We start from the raw sequence: 22,032 nt of genomic DNA on the forward strand, positions 1-22,032 counted from the left end.
GGCGCCGCCGTGCGCCGAATTACACTACCCGTGCAGCTCTGTCCCCAACTAATCGGATAGGAAATAATTATGCAGTGGGAAGTCGTGATCGGTCTGGAAACGCATACGCAACTCTCGACCAAGTCAAAAATATTCAGCGGCGCCTCGACTCAGTTCGGCGCTGAAGCCAACACCCAGGCCAGCCCGGTCGACCTGGCGCTGCCGGGCGTGCTGCCGGTGCTGAACCGCGGCGCGGTGGAACGGGCGATCCAGTTTGGCCTGGCGGTGAATGCGGTGATTGCGCCGCAGTCGATTTTCGCCCGCAAAAACTACTTCTACCCCGACCTGCCGAAGGGCTACCAGATCAGCCAGTTTGAAATCCCGGTGGTCCAGGGCGGCAAGGTTTCCTTCATGCTGGAAAAAGACGGCAAGAGCGAGTTGCGCACCGTGCAACTGACGCGCGCCCACCTGGAAGAAGACGCCGGCAAATCGCTGCATGAAGACTATCAGGGCATGAGCGGCATCGACCTCAACCGCGCCGGTACGCCATTGCTGGAAATCGTCACCGAACCGGACATGCGCAGCGCCGCCGAAGCGGTGGCCTATGCCAAGGCATTGCACTCATTGGTGATGTGGCTGGGAATTTGCGACGGCAACATGCAGGAAGGCTCCTTCCGTTGCGATGCCAACGTTTCGGTGCGTCCGCTCGGCCAGGCGGCCTACGGCACCCGCAGCGAGATCAAGAACCTCAACTCTTTCCGCTTCCTGGAAGAGGCCATCAACTACGAAGTACGGCGCCAGATCGAAGTGATCGAAGACGGCGGCAAAGTGGTGCAGGAAACCCGCCTGTATGACCCGGACAAGAAAGAAACGCGCTCGATGCGCAGCAAGGAAGATTCGCAGGATTACCGCTACTTCCCGGATCCGGACCTGCCGCCGCTGGTGATCGCCGCGGAATGGGTAGAGCGCGTGCGCGCCACCATGCCGGAACTGCCGGACGCCATGCGCGAACGTTTCATACGCGAGTTCGGCCTGTCGGAATACGATGCTGCGGTGTTGACGCAGTCGAAAGCCATGGCGCGTTACTTTGAAGCAGTCACGGGCAAGGCTGGCAAGGAACAAGCCAAACCTGCCGCCAACTGGCTGATGGGCGACCTGTCCTCGGCGCTGAACCGGGAAAACGTCGACATCACCCAAGCGCCTGTCAGCGCCGCCCAGCTGGCAGTGCTGCTGCAACGCATCGCCGACGGCACCATCTCCACCAAAATTGCCAAGGAAGTGTTTGCAGCGATGTGGGATGCCAAGGCAACACAGGAAAGCCTGGCTGACGAGATCATCGAAAGCAAGGGCTTGAAGCAGATTTCAGATAGCGGCGCACTGGAAAAAATCGTCGACGATGTATTGGCTGCCAATGCCAAATCGGTCGAAGAATTCCGCGCCGGCAAGGAGCAAGCAATTAACGCACTGATCGGGCAAGCCATGAAAGCCAGCAAAGGCAAGGCCAATCCAGCGCAGCTGACCGCGCTGCTGAAACAGAAGCTGACAGCTTAAAAGCTGAAGGCGAAAAAAAACGGCTGGCGCCATGCCAGCCGTTTTGCTTTATAGCCGCACTAACCTTACCGCGCCGCTTGCGCTTCTGCCGCCGTGCTGGCCAATTCCCGATAGTGCTTGAGTGTTTCGTCGAACTTGCCGTTGATGCGTCCCAGTTCGGCTTGATGGTCCGCCATGTTTTTCTGGTTATAAGCGATGTCGCGGTTGGCATCCTCTATCTTGTTGCGCAAGCTCATCGGCAAGCTTTTCTTGCGCTTGTAGAACTCGGCTTCGGTATTCGCCGCTTTCAGCTGGTTCTGGGCGTCGTCGATGCCGATCTGGTCGCGCTTGATCAGATCCTGCGACAAGGACAGATAATAGCGGCGCGAGGATTCGATATCGGCCTCGCTGCGATAACGCGCCAGCAAAGCGCGGTCTTGCTGACGCCGCTGCTCTTCTGCGGCTGCCTCAGCCCTGCGCTTTTCATCCAGGATCTCTTGCTGGCGCTTTTGTTCGGCGCTCAGCGGCGCCGGAATTTCGCGCTTGACCACCCCGGCCTTGGACAGCTCCACAATCCGCCGGTCAGCGCACTCAGGCATCGGATGGTCGCCCGTCACGGTGCGCCCGGCGCCATCCTTGCAGGTATAAATCTGGCCGTGCGCCAGCAATGGCAGCAAGCCTGCTGCGCCGAAAAAAATGACCCGCTTAAGAGTTAGTGCAATCCGCTTCATTCCCATCATCCACGACATATGTCGACACCCACCATGCTATCTGGCGCAAGACGCAAAGCAACGGCTGTGTCGCACAAGCCGCGCGGTCACGCTACGCCGTAGCGCTCCCGATAAGCTGCCACCGCTGCCTGGTAGCGGTTCAGCTCAGCGTCAGCGCCAGCGCCGGAAATATATTCAAGCAAATCGTTCAGGTTGCCGATCGAAATCACCGGCATGCCATACGCTTGCGTCACTTCTTCTACCGCCGAGTTGGCGGACAAAGCATCGTCCTTGCCGGAACGCTCCATCCGGTCCAGCGCGATCACCACCGCACATGGCGTAGCGCCGGCGGCACGGATCATCTCGACCGATTCCCGCACCGAAGTGCCGGCGGAAATCACATCATCGATAATCAGCACCCGCCCCTTCAGCGGGCCACCGACGATATTGCCGCCCTCGCCGTGGTCCTTGGCTTCCTTGCGGTTGTAGGCGAACTGCACATTGCGCCCTTGCGCCGCCAGCGCCACTGCCGTTGCCGATGCCAGCGTGATGCCCTTGTAGGCCGGCCCGAACAGCATATCGAACTGCAAACCCGAATCGATCAGGGTGCGTGCATAAAACTGTGCCAGCTGGCCCAGGGCGGCGCCCTCGTTAAACATGCCCGCATTGAAGAAATACGGCGAGGTGCGTCCAGCCTTGGTGACAAACTCGCCGAACTTCAGCACACCGGCCTTGACCGCAAATTCTATAAATTGTTGACGTAAATTGTTCAAAATGCACTCCAGACGGTTGATGCTGACAAATTTTGTCGCTGTTTACAATCCAAAAGCGACACCAGACCGTCATTTTAAATGGAGTTCATCCGCTCCACGCAGTAACTGCAAACAACGTGCCTGCCAACCCGATATTTTTCGTACAGGCCTGTCTACGCGTCCAGCCTGCGCTTCGGTTATCCTTGTCGTCTGACCCGGTATCATTCCATCTTATTCATTTACCAACGACCAACATGCCAAGAATCATTTCAGCCAATCTCAACGGTATCCGCTCCGCAGCCAGAAAAGGCTTCTTCGAGTGGCTGACCAAACAGTCCGCCGATTTCATCTGTGTCCAGGAACTGAAGGCCCAGGCCACCGACATGACGCCGGAATTCCTGGCGCCGGAGGGCTACGTCGGGCATTTCCATTATGCCGAGAAAAAGGGCTATTCCGGCGTCGGCCTGTACAGCAAACGAAAGCCGAATGCGGTCCGGATCGGCTTCGGCAATGAAGAATTCGATGCCGAAGGCCGCTACGTGGAGTGCGATTTCGGCGACCTGACGGTGATTTCACTATATTGCCCGTCCGGCTCGTCCAGTGAAGAACGGCAGATCGCCAAGTTCCGCTTCATGGAAGCGTTCCTGCCGCATTTGCAGGAACTCAAGGCTAGCGGGCGCGAAGTGGTGATTTGCGGCGACTGGAATATCGCCCACCAGGAGCGTGATCTGAAAAACTGGAAGGGCAACAAGAAGAATTCCGGCTTCCTGCCGGAAGAACGCGCCTGGCTGACCCAGCTGTTCGACGAAGTCGGCCTGGTCGACGTCTTCCGCAAGGTCGACCAGCGTGAAGAGCAATACACCTGGTGGAGCAACCGCGGCCAGGCCTGGGCCAAGAACGTCGGTTGGCGCATCGATTACCATATCTCCACCCCGGGCATCGCCGCCAACGCACACGCCGTGGCGATCTACAAGGACGAGCGCTTTTCGGATCACGCGCCGCTGACGATCGACTATTCCTGATTCACCTCGGCTGTGCCGGCGGCGGCCCTGATGTAGTGTTGCGTCAATGACGGAGCACTACACTAGACCGGCTGGCCGTCGACGAACACGATCAGCTCGCCCTCGCCAAACTTGGTCCACACCTCATTGGTGGTGAGCGGCTCGGTAACGATTACTGCCACCCGGTCCTGCGGCGTCGTCACTTGCGAAAAATCGACGCTGACATCGTCGTCAGACAGATGGGCTTCGGCAAACGGAAACTGCCGCACGATGTAATACAGCTTGGTCGAGCAATGCGTGAACAAGGCAGAACCGTCTGACAGCATCATGTTGAAAGTACCGTGGGCGGCGATTTCGCTGGTCAGCGCGCGCAATGCCAGCGTCAGCTCCGCCTGCGACGGCGGCGTGTCGCCGAAGCGCTGGCGCAACTGCTGCAATATGTAGCAAAACGCCAGTTCACTGTCGGTATTGCCGACCGGCCGGTACGGCCCGTCAAGGCGCGGCGCGAATTCCTTCAAGTCGCCGTTATGGGCGAATACCCAGTAGCGCCCCCACAATTCCCGAATGAACGGATGGCAGTTTTGCAGCGCTACCTGACCCTGGGTGGCTTTGCGGATATGCGCGATGACATTCTTCGACTTGATCGGGCAACGCCGGATCAGCTCCGCTACCGGCGAGGCAATCGCCGCCTGGTAGTCGACAAAATGACGTACCCCGCTGCCTTCGAAAAAAGCGATGCCCCAGCCGTCGCTATGATGATCGGTCTGGCCGCCGCGGGTGGCGAAGCCGGTAAAGCTGAACACAATGTCGGTCGGCACATTGCAATTCATTCCAAGTAACTGACACATATTCCTGAACCAGGTGAGATAGACATAATTGACTGCAGCGCGCGGCAAAGAGAGCCGCCACACTATTCAGTTTGATAACGGTATCACGCAGCCGTCCTAATAAAAAGTTAAATATGGTGGAGGCGCCTGCTGCCGCCTCGCTCAGCGGACCTCACTCCCGGATACGGCACATCAGTTTGGCGCAATACCTTGTATATCCTGCCTCAAATGGAGCGCGCGCGCTTTGCCAGCAATATGTGGGCACAAACGCGCGCCGGCATCAGATCCGGCGCCTTATAACAAGGAAGAGACAATGATGACACTGGCCCCTCGCACGCCGCATGCACGCTCACGCCTCACATTATCTGGCCTATCCGGCAAAATGCGGCGCCTGCTGCTGACGCTGGCACTGTTGCCCGGACTGGCCGGCGCCGCCGACCTGCCCAAAATCATCTATGTGCGCCCGGTGCCCATGAACGACGACGTGCTGCTGCAGCAAGGCAGCAACGGCGTCAACAACGCCGCCAAGCTGTACAAGATGCAAGCCAGTACCCTGGAAAGCCAGGCGACGCGCGCCGGCCGTCTGCAACAGCTGGACAACGCGGTCAAGCAAGGCGCCAAGATCGTGGTGGTGATGGGCATCGAATTCAAGGATTTGCTGGATAGCGTGGCGCGCCAGGCGCCGCAAACCCGTTTTGTGATCCTCGAGCATTGCATCGACAACGCTGCCAGCACTATCACCTGCATCACTTTCCGCGAATCCGAAGCCAGTTACCTCGCCGGCATGCAGGCGGCGTTGGTCTCCGCCAGCGGCAAGATCGGCCTGATCGGCGCCAGCAACACCGCCTTGCGGCAGAAAAACAGCGAGGCTTTCAGCAACGGCGCGCACGCTGCCAAACCCGCCATTTCCGTGCATGAACCGCTGTGGGTGGAAGGCGCCCAGCCATTCAACGACCCGCCGCGCGCCGAAGCCCTGACCAAGACCATGCTCGGCGACGGCGTCGATGTAATCTGGGCTGCCGCCGCGGGCAGCAATTCCGGCGTATTCAAGGCGCTGACGCCGCAAAACCGCGGCAAAGCCATCGGCAGCGGCGTCAACCAGTGCATACAGGCGCCCGGCAAGGTGCTGGACAATGTCGAAGTCCATGCCGATAGCGCCATCATCCTGGCGGTCGGCCTGCTGGCCAATGGTTCGACGGCGCCGCGTTTCGATTTCGGCCTGAAAGAAGGCGCGGTGGCGCTGACCGCGCTTGGCCTGGATGCCGCCTATTCGGAATGCGACATCCTGCACCAGCGCCCGGTGCTGCAAAAGCTGCGTGAGGCCAGCAGCGCGATCATCAGCGGCAAGCTGAAAGTAGATTAAATGGCGGCTACCGGTTGATTCTGATAGCGTTGTGCTTTTATTTATCCTGGAGCATGGCGCATGGATCAACTGGCAGCGATGCGCGCTTTCCGGCGCGTGGTGGAAAACGGCAGCTTCACCGCCGCCGCCGCCGAACTCAACCAGTCGCACACCATCGTTTCACGCCAGGTGCGGCAGCTGGAACTGCAGCTAGGCGCGCAGCTGCTGAACCGCACCACGCGCCGCTTCGCGCTGACCGAAGCCGGCCAGGAATATTATGAGCGCAGCCGCCTGATACTGGATCAGATCGACGACGCCAGCCAGGCGGTATCGGCGCACCAGACGAAGCCGTCCGGCACCTTGCGCATCAACGCCCCGATGGCCTTCGGCACGCTGGAGCTGGCGCAATGGCTGCCGCAGTTCATCCTCGCCAACCCGCAGCTGAAAGTCGACCTGGTCTGCAATGACCGCCTGGTCGATATCATCGAAGAAGGCTTCGACGTCGCCTTGCGCCTGACCCGCGGCTTGCAGGACTCGACCCTGATCGCCAAGCGGCTGGCAAGCTGCGAAATACTCTTGGTCGCCGCGCCGGCATACCTGCAGCGACAAGGCGCGCCGCAACAGCCGGCCGACCTGGCGCAGCATAACTGTCTGACCTACACGCTGGCGCAAAAGCCCAACGAATTCGAGTTCTACGCCGCCGATGGCAGCGAGCAGACGGTGACCGTGCGCGGCAATCTGCAAGCCAACACCGGCATTGCCTTGCGCTCGGCGGCACTGGCCGGACTGGGCATCGCCACCACCAGTTCTTTCATCGTGCATGAAGATCTGCGGCGCGGCGATCTGCAGCGGGTGCTGCCGGATTTCACGCTGAAACCACGCGACCTGTATGCGATCTATCCGCAAAACCGGCACCTGTCGCCGAAGGTCAGGGCTTTTGTCGACTTTGCCGTGGCCTGGTATGGCACGCCGCGCTGGGATTAAGCCGATACTGCCTTAGTGAATACGGAAATGGCCGGTGCCGAATAAGCCGATCAGGCCGATGGCGATCAGGTAAAAAGCCACGATATAGTTCAACAGCTTAGGCGTCACCAGGATCAGGATACCGGCAATCAGGGAAACAATAGGTACGAGCGAAAAATGTATGTTCATGGACAGTCTTTTTTTATGATGGAAAATGCAAGCCATCGCGCGCCTGCAACTGGCCGGAGATTCTACAAGATCGCCGCCGTCATGCGCGGATTTTCCAGAGGGAATTATGGGGAAGGAAAACATGGCGGCTGACGACAGCGCATTCAGCGTCCGGATCGAACCGAAGGGATGGCTGTTCACTGCAGCCGGCGGTCTGTCGCTGCGCGAGGCCGCGCGCCAGTCGGGCATCGATTTGCCGAGTTCATGCAGGAACGGCACATGCAGGACCTGCATGTGCCGCCTGCTCAGCGGACAGATACGCTACCAGATCGAGTGGCCAGGCCTGAGCAGCGATGAAAAGAAGGACGGCTACATCTTGCCCTGCGTCGCCCAGCCGCAATCAGACCTGGTGATCGAAGAACCGCGCGCTACGCGCCTGCCCGGGTAGAGCGAGCTTCAGGCGGTGAGCGGATTCTGCAAACGCGCCACCACGGCCCGCTGCTGCTGCGTCAAGCCGCCAAAGCCGTAGGCGGCAGCGCGCACATCATGCACATGGACATAACTTTCATGATGCAGCTCACCCAGCAATGCGCCAATTTCCTTGAAGACAGCATCAATGTAATGCGCCTTTTCATTGGCGGTATTGGTTTCATCGGTGATGCGGATATCCAGGAAGAAGCTGGTTTTCCTTTGCGCCGCCAGCGAGGGACCGCCGACAAACCAGTGCGCCGGGTCGACATGCGACACCGCAATCGAGGTCAGTCCCGGATCCTTGTGCAGGATTTCCGCGGTCAGGCGCGACAGTGTGGCGGCCACCTTGGTGGAAACGGCGGTATCTGGGGTAGTGGATAGCAGTACAGTCAGTATGGGCATGATGTGCTTTCGTTGGTGTCTGGTGGGTAAATAAGCAAGCAGCGCTTGCTGCAACAAAGAGGCAAGTCTTTTCTACGCGACCAGCTCCAGGATTTCACTGGTGCTGCGGATTTCAGCGATGGCATCCGACATGCCGGTCAGCACGGCGCGGTGCAAATCCTTGTGATTGACCGTGCCGCCGTCCCAGGCGTCGATGTCACGGGTAGCGCTGACATCGCTGCCGATGATGACCTGGTAGCCATTGGCAACGCCGTCGAAGGCGGTGGCGGAGATGCAGTTATTGGTCATCAGGCCGCTCAGGATCAGCGTCTTGATGCCGCGCGCCTGCAGTTGCTGCTGCAGATCGGTACTGGCAAACGCGCTGGCGAAGGTCTTGCGGATCGTGGCGTGGTGAGCGGCGCGCCGCACCTCGGGATGGAATTCCGCCATCACGGTGTTTTGCGTGAACAGAGGCCGCGTCGGCGCGCTCCATTGCTGGATATGAAACACCGGCATGCCATGCTTGTCAGCCAGGGCGATCAGACGGTTGGCGTTGCGCACCACAGCCAGGCCGTCAGGAATCGGCAGCTTGCCTGTGAAATACTCGTTCTGGATATCGATCACCACCAGCGCCGTTGTTGCCGGGTCAAGGCGGGTGCTGGCGCTGGCGCCGGCGATACTGCGGATGGTAGGGTTACGGCTCAGACTGTTGTTCGAGGCATTCATGTGAGCTCCTGCTGGTGAGTTGGAGTACACAGCTTAAGTCTGCGGAGAGCAATAGGACAGCAGGCGGGCGACACATGATTTGTGCTGTTTCAGCACAAATGGAAGGTCAAATCCTCGCATCGGCACGGGCAACCATCGCTTACGATCATGAGAAGACCAAATTCGAACTATAATCAGTCTTATATGCTTCAGCATCAACCCCGCAAGGAAAAGCAGCGTTCACTGGAGAACATCGATGAAATTCTCAACCCAGGTCAAGCCGATCAGCTACCTCAAAAGCCATGCCGCCGAAATCGTCAAAGAGATTACCGACAGCCGCGAACCGATGCTCATCACTCAGAATGGGGAAGCCAAGCTGGTCGTGATGGACGTCCGTTCATATGAGGAATATGAAGAGACGCTGTCGATGCTGAAGATTCTTGCACTCGGAAACCGGGAAATCGAAGGTAAGCAATTCCGCTCGGCAGCGGATGTCTTTGCGGAACTGGACCGGGAAGACCGGCAATGAGCTTCCAGGTCGTCTTCCTCCATTCGGCCGAACAGGATTTGAAGGAATTAAAAAGCTACGTCATCAGGAATTTTGGCAAGAATACCTGGCAGCACAGCTATGACAAGCTCAGGGAAGCGGTAAACAACCTTCAGAAATTTCCGCTAGAAGGCAAAATTCCAGATGAAATCCAGCGCCTCAACCTGAGCCAGTATCGACAGGTGATCTCTGGCATGAACAGGATCATTTACGAAATTCGCCAAGAAACCATCTTTATCCATATCGTCTGCGATACGCGCAAGGATATGAGAACGCTGCTGACAACAAGATTACTTAGAATCTAGATTTTCTGCCTTCAATGCATCGGCTTGCCAATCAATCCCCCAACGGCAAAGGACTCGACGGCTTGATCTCTTCCAGGCAAACCATGGAACGTACCCCCGCCACCCCCGGCACCTGCATCAGACGGTCCGTCAGGAAGGCCGAGAGCGACTTCAGGTCGCTGGCTGCGACCTTCAGCAGATAATCGAAATCGCCGGAGATCGTGTAGCACTCCAGGATCTCCGGAAACAGGCGGATCGCCTTTTCCAGCTTGCGCACCTGCTTGAACTGCTCGCGCGCAATATTCAGGTTGACGAAGGCCACCACGCCCAGGCCGATGGCCGCCGGCTCCACCTGCGCCGCATAGCCGCGGATGATGCCATCCTTCTCCAGCCGCTGGACCCGCCGGTAGCATTGCGGCGGCGACAGGTTCACCTGTTCGGACAGCTCCACGTTGGAGGCGCGGCCGTTGGCCTGCAGGGTGCGCAGCAGGATACGGTCATAGCGATCGAGTTTTTCCACCTTATTTTCCATGTCAGCCTCCAGATATGCACGATTCGTGCGTATTACGTTCGATTTGTGCTTCATTATGCACAAATATTTCCCCTGCTTGTGATTATCATGTAGCCAGATGCAATACACCTATACAACAGCATTTTGCAGCTACCTCTAAGCGTCTCAGCCAGCGTCCGCCAGCGGACAAAAAGTCAGCTGCCGGTCCGCCTCTGACCAGGCTAGGTTCTTAGAAGTGGCCTCACCAGGAGCAGACCATGAAGAACCATGCAATTACTCTCGAAGACCGATACTGCGCGCACAACTATGAACCGCTGCCGGTAGTGCTCAGCAGCGGCAAGGGCATCTGGCTGTGGGATCAGGACGGCAAGCGTTACATGGACATGATGTCGGCCTATTCCGCCGTCAGCTTCGGCCATAGCCATCCGACCCTGGTCGGCGCCTTGACCAAACAGGCAGCGCAACTGGCGATCGTCTCGCGCGCCTTCTACAGCGACCAGCTGGGCCCGTTCCTGCAACTGCTGTGCGAAATGACCGGCATGCCCAAGGCCTTGCCGATGAACAGCGGCGCCGAAGCTGTCGAAACCGCGATCAAGGCGGCCCGCAAATGGGGCCACAAGGTGAAAGGCATCGCCGAAAACACTGCTGAAATCATCGTTTGCCACGGCAATTTTTCTGGCCGTACCACCACCATCGTCGGCTTCTCGTCGGAAGCGCAATACCGCGACGGCTTCGGGCCGTTTTCCGGCGGCTTCCCCAGCGTGCCGTTCGGCGACGCCGCCGCCATGGAAGCCGCGATTACGCCGCGCACTGCCGCCTTCCTGCTGGAGCCGATCCAGGGCGAAGCCGGCATCATCGTGCCGCCCGACGGTTACTTGGCGAAATGCCGCGAAATCTGCGACCGCCACAACGTGCTGCTGATCTGCGACGAAGTCCAGACCGGCCTCGGCCGCACCGGCCGCCTGCTGGCCAGCGACCATGACGGCGTCAAGCCGGATGGCCTGATCCTGGGCAAGGCGCTGGGCGGCGGCTTGCTGCCGGTGTCGGCCTTCCTGGCCCGGGAAGACCTGATGGCAGTATTTACACCCGGCGACCACGGCAGCACCTTTGGCGGCAATCCGCTGTCGGCGGCAGTCGGCCACGCCGCGCTGCGCCTGCTGCGCGAAGAAAAACTGGCGGAAAACGCTCAGCGCATGGGTGAGCGCCTGCTGAGCGGCCTGCGGGCGATCCAGCATCCGGCGATCCGCCAGATCCGCGGCAAAGGCCTGCTGATCGGCATGGATCTCGACCCAAGCTTCATTTCCGCACGTGAATTCTGCGAACGCCTGATGGAGCAAGGCATCTTGTCGAAAGACACGCACGACACCGTGGTGCGCTTTGCGCCGCCGCTGATCATTACGGCCAACGACATCGATGCCGCGCTGGAAGCCATTCGCCACACATTTACCACCCTCGATACACCCGCAACTCACCTGACCGAAAGGAGCTACGCATGACCAACCACCTGCTGGACCATACCGCGGAAGACACATTCTTGATGTGCGCTCCGGATCATTTTGAAGTGTCTTATGTCATTAATCCGTGGATGGCTGGCAATATTGCGCATGGCAACCGTAGCGTCGCCATGGAGCAGTGGCTGGCATTGGTAGAGGCTATCGGCCAGGTCGCCAAGATCAAGATGATGCCGGCCATGCCGGGCGTGCCTGACCTGGTGTTCACGGCCAATGCCGGCGTCGTGCTGGGCAACAAGGTGGTGCTGTCGCGTTTCCGTCACGTTGAACGGCAGGCAGAAGAAGTCTATTTCGACGCCGCCTTCACCGCGCACGGTTTTGAAGTACTGACCCTGCCGCCGGAACTGCCTTTCGAAGGCGCCGGCGATGCGCTGATGGACCGCAGCGAAAATCTGCTGTGGTTCGGCCACGGCCACCGTTCGGATATCGCCTGCGCCACCCGCCTGTCGGAATTGCTGGAGATCGAAGTGCAGCCGCTGAAACTGGTGGATGCCCGCTTCTATCACCTGGATACCTGCTTCTGCCCGCTGGCCGGAGGCTACGTGATGTATTTCCCGGAAGCATTCGATGCTGCTTCACAAGCAGAAATCACGGCCCGCGTTCCTGCCGACAAGCGCATTATCGTCAGCAGCGAAGATGCCCTGCATTTTGCTTGCAACACCGTCAACTCCGGTCGCCACATCTTCCTGAACCAGGCTTCGGATGCCCTGGTGGCTCAGCTGCAGGCGCACGGCTTCGTTGTCCATCAGACAGCATTGACCGAATTCCTGAAAGCTGGCGGCGCGGCGAAATGCCTGACCCTGAAGCTGAATGAACCACATCAAAGCGCTGCCCAGGCAGCCCGGCAGGAAGCGGCTTAGTCATCAACGGTTCAGCGGTTGAACGCTTATTGAAAATGCGCAAGCCATTGATTTAACGTATAATTTCCAGCATTGCCATTGCAAACAACCCGGCGCTTCGGCGACCGGGTTTTTTGCGTCCTTACTGATTAGAGTACGCTAATGACGCCTCCAGCAACACGCCCCGCCGTATCCACCGAAACCCGTCTGCGCGAGTTGCTGGCGCAGCGCATCCTGATCCTGGATGGCGCCATGGGCACCATGATCCAGCAATACAAGCTGACAGAAGAGGATTACCGCGGCGGTCCCAACGGCCGCTTCATCGGTTTCACCGGTCCCGGGCGCGAGCTGTTCGTCAAAGGCAATAACGAGCTGCTGTCGCTGACCCAGCCGCACATCATCAGCGCCATCCACGAGGAATACCTGGCCGCCGGCGCCGATCTGATCGAAAGCAATACCTTCGGCGCCACCACAGTGGCGCAGGACGATTACCACATGGCGCACCTGGCCTACGAGATGAACGTCGCCTCGGCCCGGCTGGCGCGCGCCGCCTGCGACAAATATTCGACGCCGGAGAAGCCGCGCTTCGTCGCCGGCGCGCTCGGCCCGACGCCGAAAACCGCGTCGATCTCGCCCGACGTCAATGACCCGGCGGCGCGCAATGTCACTTTCGACCAGCTGGTCGCCTCCTACCTGGAACAAACCCGCGGCCTGGTGGAGGGCGGCGCCGATGTGCTGCTGGTGGAGACCATTTTCGACACCTTGAATTGCAAGGCGGCGCTGTTCGCCATCGATACCTTCTTCGAAGAATCCGGCCTGCGTTTGCCGATCATGATTTCCGGCACCGTCACCGATGCGTCCGGCCGCATCCTGTCGGGCCAGACCGTGCCGGCGTTCTGGAACTCGATCCGCCACGCCAAGCCGCTGACCGTCGGCCTCAACTGCGCACTGGGTGCGGCGCTGATGCGTCCCTATGCGGAAGAACTGTCGAAGATCGCCGATACCTTCGTCTGCATCTATCCCAACGCCGGCCTGCCCAATCCGATGAGCGACACCGGCTTCGACGAAACCCCGGACGTAACTTCTTCACTGCTGAAGGATTTCGCAGAAAGCGGCTTCGTCAATATCGCCGGCGGCTGCTGCGGCACCACGCCGCCGCACATCAAGGCAATTGCCGATACCGTGGCCAAGATCCCGCCGCGCGCCGTGCCGGAAACCACGCACGAAATGCGGCTGTCGGGACTGGAACCGTTCACCATCGACGACAGCTCGCTGTTCGTCAACGTCGGCGAGCGTACCAACGTCACCGGCTCCAAAGCGTTCGCGCGGCTGATCCTCAACGAGCAGTACGACGAAGCGCTGGCGGTAGCGCGCCAGCAGGTGGAAAACGGCGCCCAGGTGATCGACATCAACATGGACGAGGCGATGCTGGATTCGATCGCCGCCATGCAGCGCTTCCTCAACCTGATCGCTTCCGAGCCGGATATCGCGCGCGTGCCGATCATGATCGATTCCTCCAAATGGACAGTGATCGAAGCCGGCCTCAAGTGCGTGCAGGGCAAGGCGGTGGTCAACTCGATCTCGATGAAGGAAGGCGAACCGGAATTCCTGCGCCAGGCCAAGCTGTGCCGGCGCTACGGCGCGGCGGTGATCGTGATGGCCTTCGATGAAAAGGGCCAGGCCGACACCTTCGAACGCAAGATCGAAATCTGCGAACGCGCCTACAAGCTGCTGGTGAACCAGATCGGCTTCCCGCCGGAAGACATCATTTTCGATCCGAACATTTTCGCGATTGCGACCGGCATCGAAGAACACAACAACTACGCCGTCGATTTCATCAACGCCACGCGCTGGATCCGCGAGAACCTGCCGCATGCCAAGATCAGCGGCGGCGTCTCCAACGTCAGCTTCAGCTTCCGCGGCAACGATCCGGCGCGCGAAGCGATCCACACCGTGTTCCTGTACCACGCCATCAAGGCCGGCATGACCATGGGCATCGTCAATGCCGGCATGATGGGCGTCTACGACAACCTGCCGGCCGAATTGCGCGAGCGGGTCGAAGACGTGGTGCTGAACCGCCGTGAAGACGCGACCGAACGCATGATCGAGATCGCCTCCACCCTGAAGGCTGGCGACAAGAAGGAAGAAGCGACGCTGGAGTGGCGCAGCGGCACCGTGCAGCAACGGCTGGCGCACGCGCTGGTGCAAGGCATCACGCAGTGGATCGTGGAAGACACCGAGGAAGCGCGCCAGGAATTGTTGGGTAACGGCGGCCGCCCTATCCATGTGATCGAAGGCCCGCTGATGGACGGCATGAACATCGTCGGCGACCTGTTCGGCCAGGGCAAGATGTTCCTGCCGCAGGTGGTGAAGTCGGCGCGCGTGATGAAGCAAGCGGTGGCGCATCTGATTCCCTACATCGAGGAAGAGAAGCGCCTGCACGAAGAACTGACCGGCATCGCCGCCAAGCCCAAGGGCAAGATCGTGATCGCCACGGTCAAGGGCGACGTGCACGACATCGGCAAGAACATCGTCTCGGTGGTCTTGCAGTGTAATAACTTCGAAGTGGTGAACATGGGCGTGATGGTGCCGTGCTCGGAAATCCTGGCGATGGCCAAGGCCGAGAATGCCGACATCATCGGCCTCAGCGGCCTGATCACGCCGTCGCTGGAAGAAATGGCCCATGTGGCCAAGGAAATGCAGCGCGATCCTTACTTCCGTAGCGTCAAGATGCCTTTGCTGATCGGCGGCGCCACCACCAGCCGCGCCCATACCGCAGTCAAGATCGCACCGAACTACGAAGGACCGGTGGTCTATGTGCCGGATGCTTCACGCTCGGTCTCGGTGGCGCAATCGCTGCTGACGCCGGAACAGCGCGACCAGTACATCGATGACATCGCGGTCGATTACGAACGCATCCGCGAACAGCACGCTAACAAAAAAGCAGTGCCGCTGCTATCGCTGGCGGCAGCGCGCGAGAACCGCACCCGTTTGCAGTTTGCGCCGGTCAAGCCCAAGTTCATCGGCCGCCGCGTTTTCAAGAATGTCGATCTCGGTACGCTGGCGCGCTATATCGACTGGGGCCCGTTCTTCCAGACCTGGGACCTGGCCGGCCCTTATCCAGCCATCCTCACCGACGAAGTGGTAGGCGAAGCGGCCAGCAAGGTGTTTGAAGAAGGCCAGGCTCTGCTGCAGAAACTAATCGCCGGCCGCTGGCTGACCGCCAATGGCGTCATCGCCCTGATGCCGGCCAATACCGTCAACGACGACGACATCGAAGTCTATACCGACGACACCCGCAGCAAAGTCGCGTTCACTTACTACGGCATGCGTCAGCAAACCGTCAAGCCGGTGATCGACGGCGTGGCCCGGCCGAACCAGTGCCTGTCCGATTTCATCGCGCCGAAATCTTCCGGCATCGCCGACTACATCGGCTTGTTCGCGGTCACCAGCGGCATCGGCATCGAGAAGTACGAGAAGCGCTTTGAAGATGCGCATGACGATTATTCGTCGATCATGCTGAAATCGCTGGCCGACCGCCTGGCCGAAGCCTTTGCCGAATACATGCATGAGCGGGTGCGCAAGGATTTGTGGGGCTATGTGCCCGATGAGGAATTGTCGAACGAAGCCCTGATCAAGGAAAAATATAGCGGTATCCGCCCTGCCCCAGGCTATCCGGCCTGTCCGGAGCATACGGTCAAGGCCGACATGTTCCAGCTGCTGCAATGCGATGAAATCGGTATGCAGCTAACCGAGTCGTTCGCCATGTTCCCGGGCGCGGCGGTGTCCGGTTTCTACTTTGCCCATCCCGAGTCCAAGTATTTCGTCGTCGGCAAGATCGGCGACGACCAGGTCAACGACATGGCGGCCCGGCGCGACGTCAGCAAGGAAGACATCGAGCGCTGGCTGGCGCCGAATCTGTAAAGGCAAAAAGACAAAAGGGAGCGTAGGAGTGTCGTATGGCAGACGCTCCCTTTTTTTATCTGCTAAGCTGAAATTGTATTGCAATGGAAGAACTCAACGCGCCGGACAAGGTCCAACGCTTGAATAATCTAATTGCAGATGAGGAGCTTGGCATGCGTCAAAGCCTGGTGTTGAAACAGCAATTACAGGAATCCATCGACTCGGAAATCGCCCAGCGCTCGCAGCAGCATCGCGCCAAGATGGCCATCCTGCGCAACCGCGACGTGCATCTGCGTGCCAATGGCGGCGCCGTGCCGCCCAAGCCGCTGCTATTGCTGGCCCATGGCGATTCGTGGTTCGACTATCCCCTCAACGGCAATGCGCTGGCCTTGCACAGCACCGACATCATCGCTCAGCTGGAAAACATGGGCACGGCCCATCCGGTGATCATGAACCTGTCGCACTACGGCGATTCCAGTTCCGATGAAATGGCTTTGCCCAAGCAGCAGCGCCTGATCGCCTGCCTGCAGGATGCCACCAACTGGGTCAACGGCAAGCCCGACGCCATCCTGTTTTCCGGCGGCGGCAACGATATCGCCGGCGACAAATTCTGTATTTTCCTGGATGACGCCGGCACCGGCGGCAGTGGCCTTGACCGTCAACGTTTCCCCAGGCTGCTGGCCATGATCGAAGCGTCTTATCTCGACCTGTTTGCATTGCGCGACAAGTACGCGCCAGGCGTACCGATTTTCGGTCATTGCTACGACTTCGCCATTCCCAACGGCGTCCATCCCTCATGCGCCGGCCCTTGGCTGCTGCCGTCGCTGACCTTCGGCGGCTGGACTGCCGACCAGGGCAGCGCGATCGTGCACCAGGCGCTGACGGCCTTCGCCGCCACCTTGCGCGCACTGGCGGCGGTCCCCGCCAACAATTTCATCCTGGTCGAAACCCAGGGCACGCTGGCCAGCAGCGACTGGGCCAACGAGCTGCATCCCTATCCGGACGGCTTCAAGAAAATCGCCGCCCGCTTTGTCAGCGCACTGGGGCTGCGCTTTCCGGGACATATTTGAGCAAGCAATCCGCCATCGCAACCGTCGGCTAGCGAAGGTCCCTCTGACAGCCGATCTTATCCTTTAGGAATACGCCTTATGCCTTCACTCCGCTTTGGTAAGCACCCGCCGAAACATGATTACCGCACGCTGCGTCTGAAGAACTACCTGGGCGCCGAGCTGGCGCCGCCACCAGCTTCCTATGACGTGCTGGCGCGCGTCTACCAGAAGCTGGGCACAAGCGATCCGGCGCAACTGTTTCCCATGGATGGCAACGATACACTGGGCGATTGCACCATCGCTGCGCTGGCGCACGCCATCACGACCTACAACGGCCTGGTCGGCACGCAGAAGATCCCCGCCAAACAAGCCGTGGTGAAACTATACATGCACCTGACCGGCGGCGTCGATTCCGGGCTGAGCGAACTCGACGTGCTGAATTACTGGCGCAAGACGGCCGTTTCCGGTGAAAAGATCTACGCCTATACCAATATCGACGTCAAGAACCATACCCACATCCAGCAGGCGATTCAATTGTTCGGCGGCGTCTACCTGGGGTTTCAGGTACAGGAAAACTGCCAGCAGGAATTCGAGGCGCATCAGCCCTGGACCGCCGGCAAGCTGACCAACGATGGCCACGCCGTGTTTGCGGTGGCGTATGACGCCGCCGGCGTCACGGTCCTGACCTGGGGCAATGTGCAGAAAGCCACCTGGGAATGGTGGGATGCCTGCGTCGACGAGGCTTACGCCATCCTGCCGGCCGAAGCCAGTATTGCCGACTTCGCGCCCGGCTTCGATTTTGCACAGCTGCAGGCTGACCTGGCGAATGTGGCGAATTAACCAGCCCATCTTCCCTGAACAAGACATCGATGTAAAAAAACCCCGCCGACGGCGGGGCTTGCTGGATGCTGGCGCGCTGGGTGCGCCGGCACTGGCAGTCAGTTATGCGCCCTGACTTGCGGGCACTGTTCGCCCTTGGTGAAGCATGGCATAATCCAGGCGCATCCAGGCAGCAGGCAAAACGCCAGGCATAGCGCCATTGCCTTGCATAGCGCGGATACCAGGCGCTGCCCCGGCTTCATCGAGTATTTCCCCTCGATGAGCAATTAATCGCCGCCCAAATGGATGAACTTGTACAAGAAAATCGCTGCGATGATCCAGACCATCACCGGTACCTGCTTGGCGCGACCAGTGAACAGTTTCAGCGCCGCGTAGGAGATGAAGCCGAAGGCGATGCCGTTGGCGATGGAATAAGTAAAGGGGATCATCAGCACGGTGATCACGGCAGGCACGCTTTCTGTGGAATCTTCCCAGTTCAGGTGCACCAGTTCGCGCAGCATCAGTCCCGCCACGTAGAACAAGGCTGGCGCGGTGGCGTAGGCCGGCACGGCGCCGGCCAGCGGCGAGATGAACAGGGCCGCCAGGAACAAGACGCCGACCGCCAGCGAAGTCAGGCCGGTACGGCCGCCTGCCTGCACGCCGGCAGCGCTTTCGACATAGGCCGTCGTGCTGGAAGTGCCGAGGAAAGTGCCGGCCACGATCGCCGTACTGTCCGCCAGCAAAGCCTTGTTCAGCCTTGCCATCTTGCCGTTGACCAGCAGGCCGGCGCGATTGGCCACGCCCATCATCGTGCCGGTAGCGTCAAACATCTCCACCAGGAAGAACACCAGCACGATGTTCAGGATCCCCATCGACAAGGCGCCCATGATATCGAGCTTGAACAAAGTCGGTTCTATCGACGGCGGCATCGACACCACGCCGGTGAAAGTATTGCCGCCGACCACGAAACTCAGCACGGTGACGGTCAGGATGCCGATCAGGATCGCGCCCTTGACCTTGAGATGGTCCAGCACCACGATCAGCAGGAAACCCAGGATCGACAGGATTACCGGGATCTGGTGCAGATCGCCGATCTGCACGAAGGTGGCTGGATTTGCGACCACCAGGCCGGAACTCTTGAGCGCGATAAAGCCGAGGAACATGCCGATGCCGGCGGTGATCGCTATCCGTATCGTGGGCGGAATGCCGTTGACGATCAGGCCGCGGATGCCGACCAGGCTGACGATGATGAACAAGCAGCCGGAAATGAAAACTGCCCCCAGCGCCACTTCCCAGGACACGCCCATGCCCTTCACCACCGCGTAGGCAAAGTAGGCATTGAGGCCCATACCAGGCGCCAGGGCGATCGGATAGTTGGCGTACAAAGCCATGATCAGAGTACCGATCGCAGCCGCCACGCAGGTGGCGACGAACACGGAGCCCTTCGGCATGCCGGCATCGCCCAGGATCGCCGGGTTGACGAAGATGATGTAAGCCATCGTCAGGAAGGTGGTCAGGCCGGCGATCAGTTCGGTGCGGACGTCGGTGCCGTTTTCTTTCAGCTTGAAGAAATTCTCGAGAAACTGCATTCTGGTGTCTCCTTGATTAATGTGAAGAGACGGCAGCGGCCCGGCCGGACTGTGTCTGTATGGTGGAATGGCTTCCAGGCTGCCGATCCGCTTGATTTTGGGCAGGATTCGGGCAAACTGGCGGGGTACTGAATGGGGTCACAAATATGCTCCAGGGTAAATATCAATTATTCCAGCGTGATGATAACCGCTCTCAGCGCTCGTTAAAACCCTGACGCGACGCTAAATAAATCTGTCCGCGGCCAGATTGCATGCCGCTTTCAGGAATGACAGCCATCCTGCAAACTGCATAAATTATCAAATAAATCACATATTTCCGCTAAAGCCCCGCAAACCTGCTCTTTATTTGTCAAATGGAATTAGTTATACGATCTTTATTCCATTCTGCAGATAATTGATATGAGCCCTTTCGCTATATGGAGCTGCGGCGCAAATGCTAATCTGAGCTCATAATTAATAGGCCGTTGCAAAGTCAGCCTAGCTCTACGTAGTCCCTGCACCGCAGCCAGGCAATACGATCAGACAGCCAGTGTTTTTGCAACAGTCGCCAAACCAGAATGGAGATCGTCTTGTCTACGTCCGCATCTAACGCCTCGGCCGATAGCGTCATCCGCTTCTACTATCGTGGCGAAGTCCATACGGTAGATCAGGCTGCGCCTACCCGCACCATCCTGCAACACCTACGGGAAGACTTGCATTGCACCGGCAGCAAGGAAGGCTGCGCCGAAGGCGACTGTGGCGCCTGCACCGTGGTCATCGGCGAGCAGACTGCCGACGGCGTCACGCTGAAATCGGTCAATTCCTGCATCCAGTTCCTGCCGACGCTGGACGGCAAAGCCTTGTATACCGTCGAAGACTTGAAGCAGAACGACGGCGCCCTGCACCCGGTGCAGCAAGCAATGGTCGAATGCCATGGCTCACAATGCGGCTTCTGCACGCCGGGATTCGTGATGTCGCTGTGGGATCTGTATCTGAAGAACGACGGCAGCCAGGCGCCAGCCTGCGGCTCCGCCAAGGGCGCATGCGCCTCGCAACAACAGCAACAACAGCAGCAACAGGCAACGCAACCGCTGCTGCGCAAGGACATCGACATTGCCTTGTCCGGCAACCTGTGCCGCTGCACCGGCTACCGGCCCATCATCGATGCGGCCCACCGCATGGGCGAACTGCCGGCGGTCGGCTTCGACCGCCAGGCGCTGCAACAGGCGCTGCAACCGCTGCAGCGCGATGAGATGCTGGTCTATCGCCACGAAGGCCAGACTTTCTACGCGCCGCGCACCCTGGCGCAACTGGTGGAAATACGCGCCGCGCTGCCGGCCGCACGCATCCTGGCCGGTTCGACCGACGTCGGCTTGTGGGTTACCAAGCAGATGCGCGACCTGGGTGACATCATCTATCTCGGCCAGGTGGCCGAACTGAACACGGTGAGCATCAAGCAGCAGCAGATCGAGATCGGCGCCGGCGTCACCCTGAACGACGCCTACGCCGAAATCTGCAAGCACTATCCGGAATTGTCCGAGATGTGGCAACGCTTCGCCTCGCTGCCGATCCGCAATGCCGGCACCCTCGGCGGCAATGTCGCCAACGGCTCACCAATTGGCGATTCGCCGCCATGGCTGATCGCGCTAAGCGCCCAGGTTGTACTGCGCGGACCGAACGGGCAACGCGTGATGCCGCTGGAAGCGCTGTACCTGGATTACATGAAGAAAGACATGCAGGCCGACGAATTCGTCGAGGCCGTGCGGATTCCCTTGCCGCATGCCGGCCAGCGTTTCCGCACCTACAAGCTGGCGAAACGCTTCGACCAGGACATTTCCGCCGTCTGCGCGGCATTTTCCGTGACGCTGGATGGCGACAAGATCAGTGATATCCGGATTGCCTTCGGCGGCATGGCGGCTACGCCGAAACGTGCAGCGCTGACTGAAGCCGCCCTGCGCGGGCAGGTCTGGAGCGAAGCGGTGATGGAAGCTGCGGTGGCGCTGATGTTGGATGACTACAAGCCGCTGTCGGACATGCGCGCTTCCAGCGAGTATCGCATGAAGACCTCGCAGAATCTGCTGCGCCGGTTCTGGCTGGAAACCCGTATCGAAGCCCCGTTGCGTACCGACCAGGTCAATCCTTTCGTGTGCGTTTGAAGCGCCGCCGACGAAG

General features: G+C 59.4%; 21 protein-coding genes. 13 read left to right on the plus strand and 8 right to left on the minus strand.

Features of this window, described 5'->3' with window-relative positions:
• Window positions 1-69 precede the first annotated feature (69 nt).
• Window positions 70-1,530 carry an Asp-tRNA(Asn)/Glu-tRNA(Gln) amidotransferase subunit GatB gene (gatB, locus tag CPter91_RS23540; RefSeq protein WP_061944999.1) on the plus strand — a complete coding sequence of 487 codons (1,461 nt, stop codon included), beginning with the start codon at window positions 70-72 and terminating at the stop codon, window positions 1,528-1,530.
• A 65-nt stretch (window positions 1,531-1,595) separates the two neighbouring features.
• Here gatB and CPter91_RS23545 read toward each other — a convergent pair whose 3' ends face one another.
• Both CPter91_RS23545 and pyrE read right to left on the minus strand, forming a co-directional pair.
• Window positions 1,596-2,240, minus strand: coding sequence for a DUF4124 domain-containing protein (locus CPter91_RS23545; RefSeq protein WP_167595215.1), 645 nt, complete (start codon window positions 2,238-2,240; stop codon window positions 1,596-1,598).
• Between the two features lie 86 nt (window positions 2,241-2,326).
• On the minus strand, window positions 2,327-2,992 hold the full coding sequence (gene pyrE / locus CPter91_RS23550; protein WP_061945005.1) for an orotate phosphoribosyltransferase: 666 nt from the start codon (window positions 2,990-2,992) through the stop codon (window positions 2,327-2,329).
• 233 nt (window positions 2,993-3,225) lie between these two features.
• Between pyrE and CPter91_RS23555 the strand changes: the two genes are divergently transcribed.
• The gene (locus CPter91_RS23555) at window positions 3,226-3,993 is read left to right on the plus strand and encodes an exodeoxyribonuclease III (protein WP_061945008.1); all 768 of its coding nucleotides are present in this window, start codon (window positions 3,226-3,228) and stop codon (window positions 3,991-3,993) included.
• A gap of 62 nt (window positions 3,994-4,055) precedes the next feature.
• Here CPter91_RS23555 and CPter91_RS23560 read toward each other — a convergent pair whose 3' ends face one another.
• Window positions 4,056-4,820, minus strand: a complete 765-nt coding sequence (locus CPter91_RS23560; protein WP_061945011.1) for a class II glutamine amidotransferase — start codon at window positions 4,818-4,820, stop codon at window positions 4,056-4,058.
• Window positions 4,821-5,112: 292 nt separating this feature from the next.
• Between CPter91_RS23560 and CPter91_RS23565 the strand changes: the two genes are divergently transcribed.
• The gene (locus tag CPter91_RS23565) at window positions 5,113-6,162 is read left to right on the plus strand and encodes a BMP family ABC transporter substrate-binding protein (RefSeq protein WP_082793192.1); all 1,050 of its coding nucleotides are present in this window, start codon (window positions 5,113-5,115) and stop codon (window positions 6,160-6,162) included.
• Between the two features lie 60 nt (window positions 6,163-6,222).
• Entirely contained in the window at window positions 6,223-7,125 is a 903-nt protein-coding gene (locus CPter91_RS23570; RefSeq protein ID WP_061945016.1) for a LysR family transcriptional regulator, read from the plus strand.
• Between the two features lie 12 nt (window positions 7,126-7,137).
• Here CPter91_RS23570 and CPter91_RS23575 read toward each other — a convergent pair whose 3' ends face one another.
• Window positions 7,138-7,293 carry a DUF3096 domain-containing protein gene (locus CPter91_RS23575; RefSeq protein WP_082793555.1) on the minus strand — a complete coding sequence of 52 codons (156 nt, stop codon included), beginning with the start codon at window positions 7,291-7,293 and terminating at the stop codon, window positions 7,138-7,140.
• A 106-nt stretch (window positions 7,294-7,399) separates the two neighbouring features.
• Here CPter91_RS23575 and CPter91_RS23580 point away from each other — a divergent pair, with 106 nt between their 5' ends.
• Window positions 7,400-7,720 (plus strand): 2Fe-2S iron-sulfur cluster-binding protein, encoded by a 321-nt coding sequence (locus CPter91_RS23580; RefSeq protein ID WP_231879998.1) that lies wholly within the window; start codon window positions 7,400-7,402, stop codon window positions 7,718-7,720.
• 8 nt (window positions 7,721-7,728) lie between these two features.
• Here CPter91_RS23580 and CPter91_RS23585 read toward each other — a convergent pair whose 3' ends face one another.
• On the minus strand, window positions 7,729-8,145 hold the full coding sequence (locus CPter91_RS23585) for a tautomerase family protein (RefSeq protein ID WP_061945022.1): 417 nt from the start codon (window positions 8,143-8,145) through the stop codon (window positions 7,729-7,731).
• A 72-nt stretch (window positions 8,146-8,217) separates the two neighbouring features.
• Window positions 8,218-8,850, minus strand: a complete 633-nt coding sequence (locus tag CPter91_RS23590; RefSeq protein WP_061945024.1) for a cysteine hydrolase family protein — start codon at window positions 8,848-8,850, stop codon at window positions 8,218-8,220.
• Between the two features lie 235 nt (window positions 8,851-9,085).
• On the opposite strand from CPter91_RS23590, the gene CPter91_RS23595 reads away from it, so the two are divergent.
• Together CPter91_RS23595 and CPter91_RS23600 are read left to right on the plus strand one after the other, a co-directional pair.
• A complete protein-coding gene (locus tag CPter91_RS23595) occupies window positions 9,086-9,358 on the plus strand; it encodes a type II toxin-antitoxin system Phd/YefM family antitoxin (RefSeq protein ID WP_061945026.1) in 273 nt (90 codons plus the stop codon).
• Window positions 9,355-9,681, plus strand: a complete 327-nt coding sequence (locus CPter91_RS23600; protein WP_061945028.1) for a type II toxin-antitoxin system RelE/ParE family toxin — start codon at window positions 9,355-9,357, stop codon at window positions 9,679-9,681. The genes CPter91_RS23595 and CPter91_RS23600 overlap by 4 nt, the downstream gene beginning before the upstream one ends.
• 31 nt (window positions 9,682-9,712) lie before the next feature.
• Here the strand turns inward: CPter91_RS23600 and CPter91_RS23605 are convergent, their stop codons facing one another.
• Window positions 9,713-10,192 (minus strand): Lrp/AsnC family transcriptional regulator, encoded by a 480-nt coding sequence (locus tag CPter91_RS23605; RefSeq protein WP_230411132.1) that lies wholly within the window; start codon window positions 10,190-10,192, stop codon window positions 9,713-9,715.
• 236 nt (window positions 10,193-10,428) lie between these two features.
• On the opposite strand from CPter91_RS23605, the gene rocD reads away from it, so the two are divergent.
• The 5 genes from rocD to CPter91_RS23630 all read left to right on the plus strand — a co-directional run bounded on the left by rocD (window position 10,429) and on the right by CPter91_RS23630 (window position 18,313).
• Window positions 10,429-11,667 (plus strand): ornithine--oxo-acid transaminase, encoded by a 1,239-nt coding sequence (gene rocD / locus CPter91_RS23610; protein ID WP_061945029.1) that lies wholly within the window; start codon window positions 10,429-10,431, stop codon window positions 11,665-11,667.
• A complete protein-coding gene (locus CPter91_RS23615) occupies window positions 11,664-12,542 on the plus strand; it encodes a dimethylarginine dimethylaminohydrolase family protein (RefSeq protein WP_061945031.1) in 879 nt (292 codons plus the stop codon). The genes rocD and CPter91_RS23615 overlap by 4 nt, the downstream gene beginning before the upstream one ends.
• Before the next feature lie 141 nt (window positions 12,543-12,683).
• On the plus strand, window positions 12,684-16,445 hold the full coding sequence (metH, locus tag CPter91_RS23620) for a methionine synthase (protein ID WP_061945033.1): 3,762 nt from the start codon (window positions 12,684-12,686) through the stop codon (window positions 16,443-16,445).
• 152 nt (window positions 16,446-16,597) lie between these two features.
• On the plus strand, window positions 16,598-17,494 hold the full coding sequence (locus CPter91_RS23625; RefSeq protein WP_061946574.1) for an SGNH/GDSL hydrolase family protein: 897 nt from the start codon (window positions 16,598-16,600) through the stop codon (window positions 17,492-17,494).
• Between the two features lie 78 nt (window positions 17,495-17,572).
• The gene (locus tag CPter91_RS23630) at window positions 17,573-18,313 is read left to right on the plus strand and encodes a hypothetical protein (RefSeq protein ID WP_061945035.1); all 741 of its coding nucleotides are present in this window, start codon (window positions 17,573-17,575) and stop codon (window positions 18,311-18,313) included.
• A 266-nt stretch (window positions 18,314-18,579) separates the two neighbouring features.
• On the opposite strand, the gene CPter91_RS23635 is transcribed toward CPter91_RS23630, so the two are convergent.
• Window positions 18,580-19,881, minus strand: a complete 1,302-nt coding sequence (locus tag CPter91_RS23635; RefSeq protein ID WP_061945037.1) for an NCS2 family permease — start codon at window positions 19,879-19,881, stop codon at window positions 18,580-18,582.
• Window positions 19,882-20,438: 557 nt separating this feature from the next.
• Here CPter91_RS23635 and xdhA point away from each other — a divergent pair.
• Window positions 20,439-22,016, plus strand: coding sequence for a xanthine dehydrogenase small subunit (gene xdhA / locus CPter91_RS23640; protein ID WP_061945039.1), 1,578 nt, complete (start codon window positions 20,439-20,441; stop codon window positions 22,014-22,016).
• Window positions 22,017-22,032 lie beyond the last annotated feature (16 nt).

The sequence above is a fragment of the Collimonas pratensis genome, from assembly GCF_001584185.1.
GTDB lineage: Bacteria > Pseudomonadota > Gammaproteobacteria > Burkholderiales > Burkholderiaceae_D > Collimonas > Collimonas pratensis.

What these genes read in the sequence shown, in the direction of transcription:
- CPter91_RS23580 (WP_231879998.1), top strand. Translation starts at nt 7,400, where the DNA reads ATGGGGAAGGAAAACATGGCGGCTGACGACAGCGCATTCAGCGTCCGG.
- CPter91_RS23545 (WP_167595215.1), bottom strand. Translation starts at nt 2,240, where the DNA reads ATGAAGCGGATTGCACTAACTCTTAAGCGGGTCATTTTTTTCGGCGCA.
- CPter91_RS23615 (WP_061945031.1), top strand. Translation starts at nt 11,664, where the DNA reads ATGACCAACCACCTGCTGGACCATACCGCGGAAGACACATTCTTGATG.
- CPter91_RS23555 (WP_061945008.1), top strand. Translation starts at nt 3,226, where the DNA reads ATGCCAAGAATCATTTCAGCCAATCTCAACGGTATCCGCTCCGCAGCC.
- CPter91_RS23570 (WP_061945016.1), top strand. Translation starts at nt 6,223, where the DNA reads ATGGATCAACTGGCAGCGATGCGCGCTTTCCGGCGCGTGGTGGAAAAC.
- CPter91_RS23590 (WP_061945024.1), bottom strand. Translation starts at nt 8,850, where the DNA reads ATGAATGCCTCGAACAACAGTCTGAGCCGTAACCCTACCATCCGCAGT.
- xdhA (WP_061945039.1), top strand. Translation starts at nt 20,439, where the DNA reads ATGGAGATCGTCTTGTCTACGTCCGCATCTAACGCCTCGGCCGATAGC.
- rocD (WP_061945029.1), top strand. Translation starts at nt 10,429, where the DNA reads ATGAAGAACCATGCAATTACTCTCGAAGACCGATACTGCGCGCACAAC.
- metH (WP_061945033.1), top strand. Translation starts at nt 12,684, where the DNA reads ATGACGCCTCCAGCAACACGCCCCGCCGTATCCACCGAAACCCGTCTG.
- CPter91_RS23605 (WP_230411132.1), bottom strand. Translation starts at nt 10,192, where the DNA reads ATGGAAAATAAGGTGGAAAAACTCGATCGCTATGACCGTATCCTGCTG.
- gatB (WP_061944999.1), top strand. Translation starts at nt 70, where the DNA reads ATGCAGTGGGAAGTCGTGATCGGTCTGGAAACGCATACGCAACTCTCG.
- CPter91_RS23560 (WP_061945011.1), bottom strand. Translation starts at nt 4,820, where the DNA reads ATGTGTCAGTTACTTGGAATGAATTGCAATGTGCCGACCGACATTGTG.
- CPter91_RS23575 (WP_082793555.1), bottom strand. Translation starts at nt 7,293, where the DNA reads ATGAACATACATTTTTCGCTCGTACCTATTGTTTCCCTGATTGCCGGT.
- CPter91_RS23565 (WP_082793192.1), top strand. Translation starts at nt 5,113, where the DNA reads ATGATGACACTGGCCCCTCGCACGCCGCATGCACGCTCACGCCTCACA.
- CPter91_RS23600 (WP_061945028.1), top strand. Translation starts at nt 9,355, where the DNA reads ATGAGCTTCCAGGTCGTCTTCCTCCATTCGGCCGAACAGGATTTGAAG.
- CPter91_RS23625 (WP_061946574.1), top strand. Translation starts at nt 16,598, where the DNA reads ATGCGTCAAAGCCTGGTGTTGAAACAGCAATTACAGGAATCCATCGAC.
- CPter91_RS23635 (WP_061945037.1), bottom strand. Translation starts at nt 19,881, where the DNA reads ATGCAGTTTCTCGAGAATTTCTTCAAGCTGAAAGAAAACGGCACCGAC.
- CPter91_RS23595 (WP_061945026.1), top strand. Translation starts at nt 9,086, where the DNA reads ATGAAATTCTCAACCCAGGTCAAGCCGATCAGCTACCTCAAAAGCCAT.
- CPter91_RS23585 (WP_061945022.1), bottom strand. Translation starts at nt 8,145, where the DNA reads ATGCCCATACTGACTGTACTGCTATCCACTACCCCAGATACCGCCGTT.
- CPter91_RS23630 (WP_061945035.1), top strand. Translation starts at nt 17,573, where the DNA reads ATGCCTTCACTCCGCTTTGGTAAGCACCCGCCGAAACATGATTACCGC.